Annotated in this window: 6 protein-coding genes; 1 reads left to right on the top strand and 5 read right to left on the bottom strand. The window is 69.3% G+C overall.

Going from position 1 to position 5,408, the window contains the following annotated elements; translation table 11 throughout:
* Window positions 1–165: 165 nt before the first annotated feature.
* Window positions 166–942, bottom strand: coding sequence for a dioxygenase family protein (locus tag FNH05_RS31020; protein WP_144592409.1), 777 nt, complete (start codon window positions 940–942; stop codon window positions 166–168).
* An 84-nt stretch (window positions 943–1,026) separates the two neighbouring features.
* Window positions 1,027–1,338, bottom strand: a complete 312-nt coding sequence (locus FNH05_RS31015; protein WP_144592408.1) for an ArsR/SmtB family transcription factor — start codon at window positions 1,336–1,338, stop codon at window positions 1,027–1,029.
* A gap of 77 nt (window positions 1,339–1,415) precedes the next feature.
* On the opposite strand from FNH05_RS31015, the gene FNH05_RS31010 reads away from it, so the two are divergent.
* Window positions 1,416–2,072, top strand: a complete 657-nt coding sequence (locus FNH05_RS31010) for a haloacid dehalogenase type II (protein ID WP_144592411.1) — start codon at window positions 1,416–1,418, stop codon at window positions 2,070–2,072.
* Between the two features lie 9 nt (window positions 2,073–2,081).
* Here the strand turns inward: FNH05_RS31010 and dnaB are convergent, their stop codons facing one another.
* From dnaB to FNH05_RS30995, 3 genes are all read right to left on the bottom strand, one after another.
* Window positions 2,082–3,485: a replicative DNA helicase gene (dnaB, locus tag FNH05_RS31005; protein ID WP_144592407.1), complete on the bottom strand. Its 1,404-nt coding sequence runs from the start codon at window positions 3,483–3,485 to the stop codon at window positions 2,082–2,084.
* Between the two features lie 456 nt (window positions 3,486–3,941).
* Window positions 3,942–4,739 (bottom strand): ESX secretion-associated protein EspG, encoded by a 798-nt coding sequence (locus FNH05_RS31000; RefSeq protein ID WP_246128040.1) that lies wholly within the window; start codon window positions 4,737–4,739, stop codon window positions 3,942–3,944.
* The gene (locus FNH05_RS30995) at window positions 4,732–5,196 is read right to left on the bottom strand and encodes a hypothetical protein (RefSeq protein ID WP_144592406.1); all 465 of its coding nucleotides are present in this window, start codon (window positions 5,194–5,196) and stop codon (window positions 4,732–4,734) included. Before FNH05_RS30995 ends, FNH05_RS31000 begins: the two co-directional genes overlap by 8 nt.
* Window positions 5,197–5,408 lie beyond the last annotated feature (212 nt).

Below are 5,408 nucleotides of genomic sequence, written 5' to 3'. Positions count from 1 at the left end.
GCCCCAGGCCCAGCTGCCCGCGCTGCCGAGCCTGGACTCGGTGACCGGCCTGCTGGGCCCGGTCTCCGGACTGGCGAGCGGCAAGGGAATCCAGCTCCACGGCTGATGGTTTGGTGACCTGAAACGGGCCCGGAAGCACTGCTGCTTCCGGGCCCGTTCTGTCGTTCAGCCCAGCTGGATCGATCGCTTGGCCAATCCGTACCAGTAGCCGTCGATGACGGTCCGCGGAGCGGCGTCGTCGACACCGGCGCCGAGGGTGACGAACAGCGGGGCGAAGTGCTCGATCCGCGGGTGGGCGAGCCCGGCGGCGGGCGCCTTGCGTTGGAAGTCCAGCAGCGCGTCGACGTCTCCTGCGTGCAGTCGTTCGGCGCCCCACTGATCGAACTCCGCCGACCACAGGGGAGGTTGCCCGTCGGTGCCGCCGACCTGGCGAAGCGCAGACAGGTTGTGGGTGAAGAACCCGCTACCGATGATCAGTACACCCTCGTCGCGCAGCGGCTTGAGCTTGCGGCCGAGTTCGAACAGCTCATGCGGGTCGAGCGAAGGCATCGAGACCTGGAGAACCGGGACGTCGGCGTCGGGGTACATCTCCATCAGCGGCACGTAGGCGCCGTGGTCCAGTCCTCGGTCGGGAGCCTCGTGGACGCCGGTGCCAGGGCCGTGCAGCAACTTGCGGACCTTCGCCGCCAACTCGGGAGCGCCGGGAGCGGGGTAAGTGACGCGGTAGTAGCGCTCGGGGAAGCCCCAGAAGTCGTAGACCAGAGGTACCGGGGCGGTGGCGCCGACCGTCAGCGGCGCTTCCTCCCAGTGCGCCGAGATGACGAGGATCGCCTTCGGCTTCGGCAGCCCGGCCGACCAGTCGGCCAGCTGGCGGGTCCAGGTGGCGTCGTCGGCGAGCGGCGGCGCGCCATGGCTCAGGTAGAGCACCGGTGTCGCACTCATCGCGGCCTCCATATCTTTGAAAGTTCAACTATCACTCTAGTACGACACCGTGTGGTGCCGCGATATTCCCCGCCGATCCTGGCGTCAGGTCTCGTCCAGCTTCGCGATGGTGGCGAGCAGGCCTGGGAAGCGATCGTCGAACTCGCCTCGGAGGCGGACGAAGGTGCCGTTACCGGCGTCGCGCTGACGGATGAAACCGGCCTCGCGCAGGACGCGCCAGTGGTGGGTACGCGTCGACTTCGCCTTGGGCAGCTCGAACGAGGCGCACGCCCGTTCGCCGCCGTCTCCGTCCAGCAGTTCCCGGACGATTCCGCGGCGCAACGGGTCGGCCAGTGCCGAAAGCACCGTGTTGAGGCTGATCTCGGCCAGTTCGGGAGCCGGTAGTTCGCCGGTCATGTGCATCACCCCTGGACATGGTACGACATTCGTCGTACCTTCTAGGTTCGAATTCAATCGTACCTATGGGAGTTGCCGTGTTGTGCGTGTTCGACGTGAACGAGACCCTTCTCGACCTGTCCCCGCTGGACGAGGTGTTCCTCGAGCTCACCGGCTCCGCCGACGCCCGCCGTGACTGGTTCGCCCTGGTCATCCACACCGCGCTGAGCGTCACCGCGGCCGGGGGTTACCGCGACTTCGCCGAGATCGCCGGGGCGGCCGCGGGTGCGGTCATCGCGGGTCACGGTCGGGAGGCGAGCGACGAGCAGCGCAAGAGGATCGGGGCGACCCTGCGGTCGCTGCCGCCGCATCCGGAGGTGCCCGGGGCGCTCGCCCGGTTGCGGGACGGGGGGTTCACCCTGGTCGCGCTGGCGAACTCACCGCTGGCCACGGTCGAGGCGCAGTTGCGGCACGCCGGGCTGACCGGCCTGTTCGACGGGATCTTCTCCGCCCAACAGGCCGGCGCGCTCAAACCGGCCGCCGCGCCGTACCGCCAGGTGCTCGAGGCCCATCGCGCGGAGCCGGGCGAGGCGACGATGATCGCGGCCCACGACTGGGACATCGCGGGGGCGCAGGCGGCGGGCCTGCGCACCGCCTTCCTTGCCCGGCCGGGCCAGGAACTTCTGCCGGGCGCGGCCGGACCGACGATGACCGCGCCCGATCTCGCCGCGCTGGCCGACCTCTTCCTGGCTTGACCGCCGAGCTCAGCTCTGCGCGAGATCGGCGAATCGGCTGTAGTGCAGCTGGTGGGCCACGACGACGGTGCTGGTCGGGCCGGCCCGGTGCTTGGCCAGGATCAGGTCCGCCTCGCCCGCGCGCGGGTCGTCCCGCTCCCAGGCGTCCGGACGGTTGATCAGCAGCACGATGTCCGCGTCCTGTTCCAGCGAACCGGATTCACGAAGGTCGGACAGCATCGGCCGTTTGTCCGTGCGCTGCTCGGGACCGCGGTTCAGCTGGCTGATCGCGACCACCGGCACTTCGAGTTCCTTCGCCAGCAGCTTCAGCTGGCGGGAGAACTCCGAAACCTCCTGCTGGCGGGACTCCACCTTCTTGCCCGAGGTCATCAGCTGCATGTAGTCCAGGACCACGAGCTTGAGGTCGTTGCGCTGCTTGAGGCGGCGCGCCTTCGCGCGGATCTCCATCATCGTCATGTTGGGCGAATCGTCGATGAACAGCGGCGCCTCGCTGATTTCGCTCATCCTCCTGGCGAGCCGGGTCCAGTCGTCGTCGGACATCCGGCCACCGCGCATGTCGGCGAGGCGGATCCTCGCCTCCGCCGACAGCATGCGCATGACGATCTCGATCCGGCTCATTTCCAGCGAGAAGATCACGCTGGTCATACCGTGCTTGATCGAGCAGGAGCGGACGAAGTCCAGCCCGAGTGTCGACTTGCCGACACCGGGCCGGGCCGCGACGATGATCATCTGGCCCGGGTGCAGCCCGTTGGTCACCTCGTCGAGATCGGCGAACCCCGTCGGCACCCCCTGCGAGGAACCGCCCCGCGAAGCGATGGCGTCGATCTCGTCCATCGTGGGCTGGAGCAGTTCCTCCAGTGCGACGTAGTCCTCGCTCGTCCGGCGCTCGGTGACCTCGTAGATCGCGGCCTGGGCGCGGTCGACCACCTCGGCGACGTCACCGCCGGTGCCGTTGGCGCCGTAGCCGTACTGCACGATGCGGGTACCGGCCTCGACCAGCCGTCGCAGGATCGCCTTCTCGGCCACGATCTCCGCGTAGTAGCCCGCGTTCGCCGCGGTGGGCACCGTCGCGATCAGGGTGTGCAGGTAGGGGGCCCCGCCCACCCGGCCGAGTTCGCCGCGCCGTTCCAGTTCGGCCGACACCGTGATCGGGTCGGCCGGCTCGCCACGGCCGTAGAGGTCGAGGATGCAGTCGTAGACCGCCTGGTGCTTGGGCAGGTAGAAGTCGCCGGGCCGCAGGGCCTCGACCACGTCGGCGATCGCGTCCTTGGACAGCAGCATGCCCCCGAGCACCGACTGCTCGGCCGCGATGTCCTGGGGCGGCTGCCGGTCGAACTCACCGGGCGGCGGGCCAGGATCAACCGGTCCCGGGTCGGATGCGTAGGCGGGACCGCGGTCGTCCGTAAGCGCCACCGCGCGGACACCTCCTCGTCAAGCGAACACCAGTTCGATTATGCCGGAGCCTTCGCCCCGGCACCCGCCGTGCGGGCGGGTGTTTCGCGCACCGCGCGCAACCACTCGGCGGGCAACGCTAGATCCCCCGGAAGGAGCAAGGCAAACCCGCCTGTTGATTGCCTGGGGACATCCTGTGGATAACTTGTGGAAGGGTGCCCCCAACCAGTCACAAGATCCGAATTCCTTGTGGACAACTTGGGGACTACTTCGGGGATAGTCGAGAAAACCCCAGGTCAGACCCTGTGGGTAAGGTGTGGAAAAGATTGCTCCAAGTTCGTCGGCGTGTCGCCGTGGAACGCGTCTTCGGCGTGTCGCGCGGGAGTGGTCTCAACCGCGCTGGGCGATGCCCTGTGGATGGACGCACCTGCGGCGTGCGCACCACCCGCTCGGCTGAGTGGGTGGTGCGCACGTCGGTCAGCCCAGTGCGCTCTGTGCGTTCCGTAACCGGTCGCCCAGCACCTGCGGGGTGGCGGGAGTGAACACGATGAGCGGTTCGCCACGGGCCGGCCGTTCCTCCATCAACCAGCGGCCTTCCGTGGTGTCGATGAAGTTCAACGGCTTTTCGCACCGTCGGCGGCTTCCCCCGCGAGAGCGTGCGGCGACGTAGAGGCTCCCCGCACCGGTCCGCGGCGCGCCCATGAGCCGCTTCATTGCCTTGGCCGGAGCCGGGCGAGCGACGTCACGGGCCGACCTCATCACGGAGAAGTCCGCGTCGTCGGCGGCGGCGTCCCTGCCGGTGACGAACTCGGACTTCGTCGCGATGAGCGGCTGCCCCTGGCCCGGGCGGCTCTGCGGGATCTGGTTGAGGAAGCCGGCGAGCAATTCCTCGGGTCGCTCGGGGGCGAGGATCACCGACTCCTCGTCGATGAGGCGGACGAGTACGAAGGCACCCCCGCTCCCACTGCCCGCGAGCACGCTGAAGTTCGGCGGCGAACCGGGGAACTGGCCCTCGAACCAGCCGTAGTACTCCAGGTCCGGCCGGGACAGCGACTCGACCAGGCCGAGCAGGTCCCGGTCCATCCCGCGCGGGCCCATCAGGCCGTGTTCGGTCAGGAGCGTGTTGACCGCCTGGTCGGCCGTCCGCTGCACGTCTTCTTCGACAAAGACCGGTGTGCTCGCCAGCGTGGGGTGCGGTTCGCCGCCACGTCTCCGGATCAGGTTGATCAGGATGGGGGTGGAGAGCTTGAGGGGACCGTTCAGCACTTCACTCACCGATCACCGGGGGCGCGGTGAGTTCGTCGGTGCCGAACAGTGAGTTCGGATCCTCACTGACCAGGTACTTCGTCTGGTGCTCCTCGTCTTCGCCGCCCTTGCCCTTGGCGCCGTGGCCCATACCGCCCATTCCGGACGTGCCGCCGCGGCCGGCCGCGCCGGACGTCCCGGCACCGCCCATCCCGCCGGCGCCACGGGCACCCGCTCCGGTGCCTGCTCCGGCCGCGCCACCGGTGCTGGCGCCGCCACTCAGCGAGCCGCTACCGCCGGGACCGAAGCCGCCGGGGCCGAAGCCGCCCGAGATACCACCGGCACCCGCACCGCCGCCACCACCGCCGTATCCCGAACTTGAGCCGCTGGGCCCGAACCCGCCGCTGAAGTCGGTCGACGAGGTGCTCGGCGTGTACCCGGCCGCGGTGGTGCTGTCCCAGGTGGGCGTCTTGTACGTGGGCGGCACGTAGCCCGGCGGGCGCGGCGGGTGGACCGGCGCGTGGATTGGTGGGTTCCACTGGTGGCCCGGCGGGTTGACTCCGGGAGGGTGGAAGCGGGGAGGATTCCCGGTGCCCGGAGGTATGCCGGTGCCCGGAGGGTTGATGCCCCCCGGAGGGTTGATTCCTCCGGGAGGGTTGATGCCGCCCGGAGGGTTCGGCCCACCGGGTGGGCCAGGGG

The sequence above is a fragment of the Amycolatopsis rhizosphaerae genome (assembly GCF_007713715.1).
Taxonomy (GTDB): domain Bacteria; phylum Actinomycetota; class Actinomycetes; order Mycobacteriales; family Pseudonocardiaceae; genus Amycolatopsis_E; species Amycolatopsis_E rhizosphaerae.
This window is presented reverse-complemented; position numbering and strand designations above follow the sequence as displayed.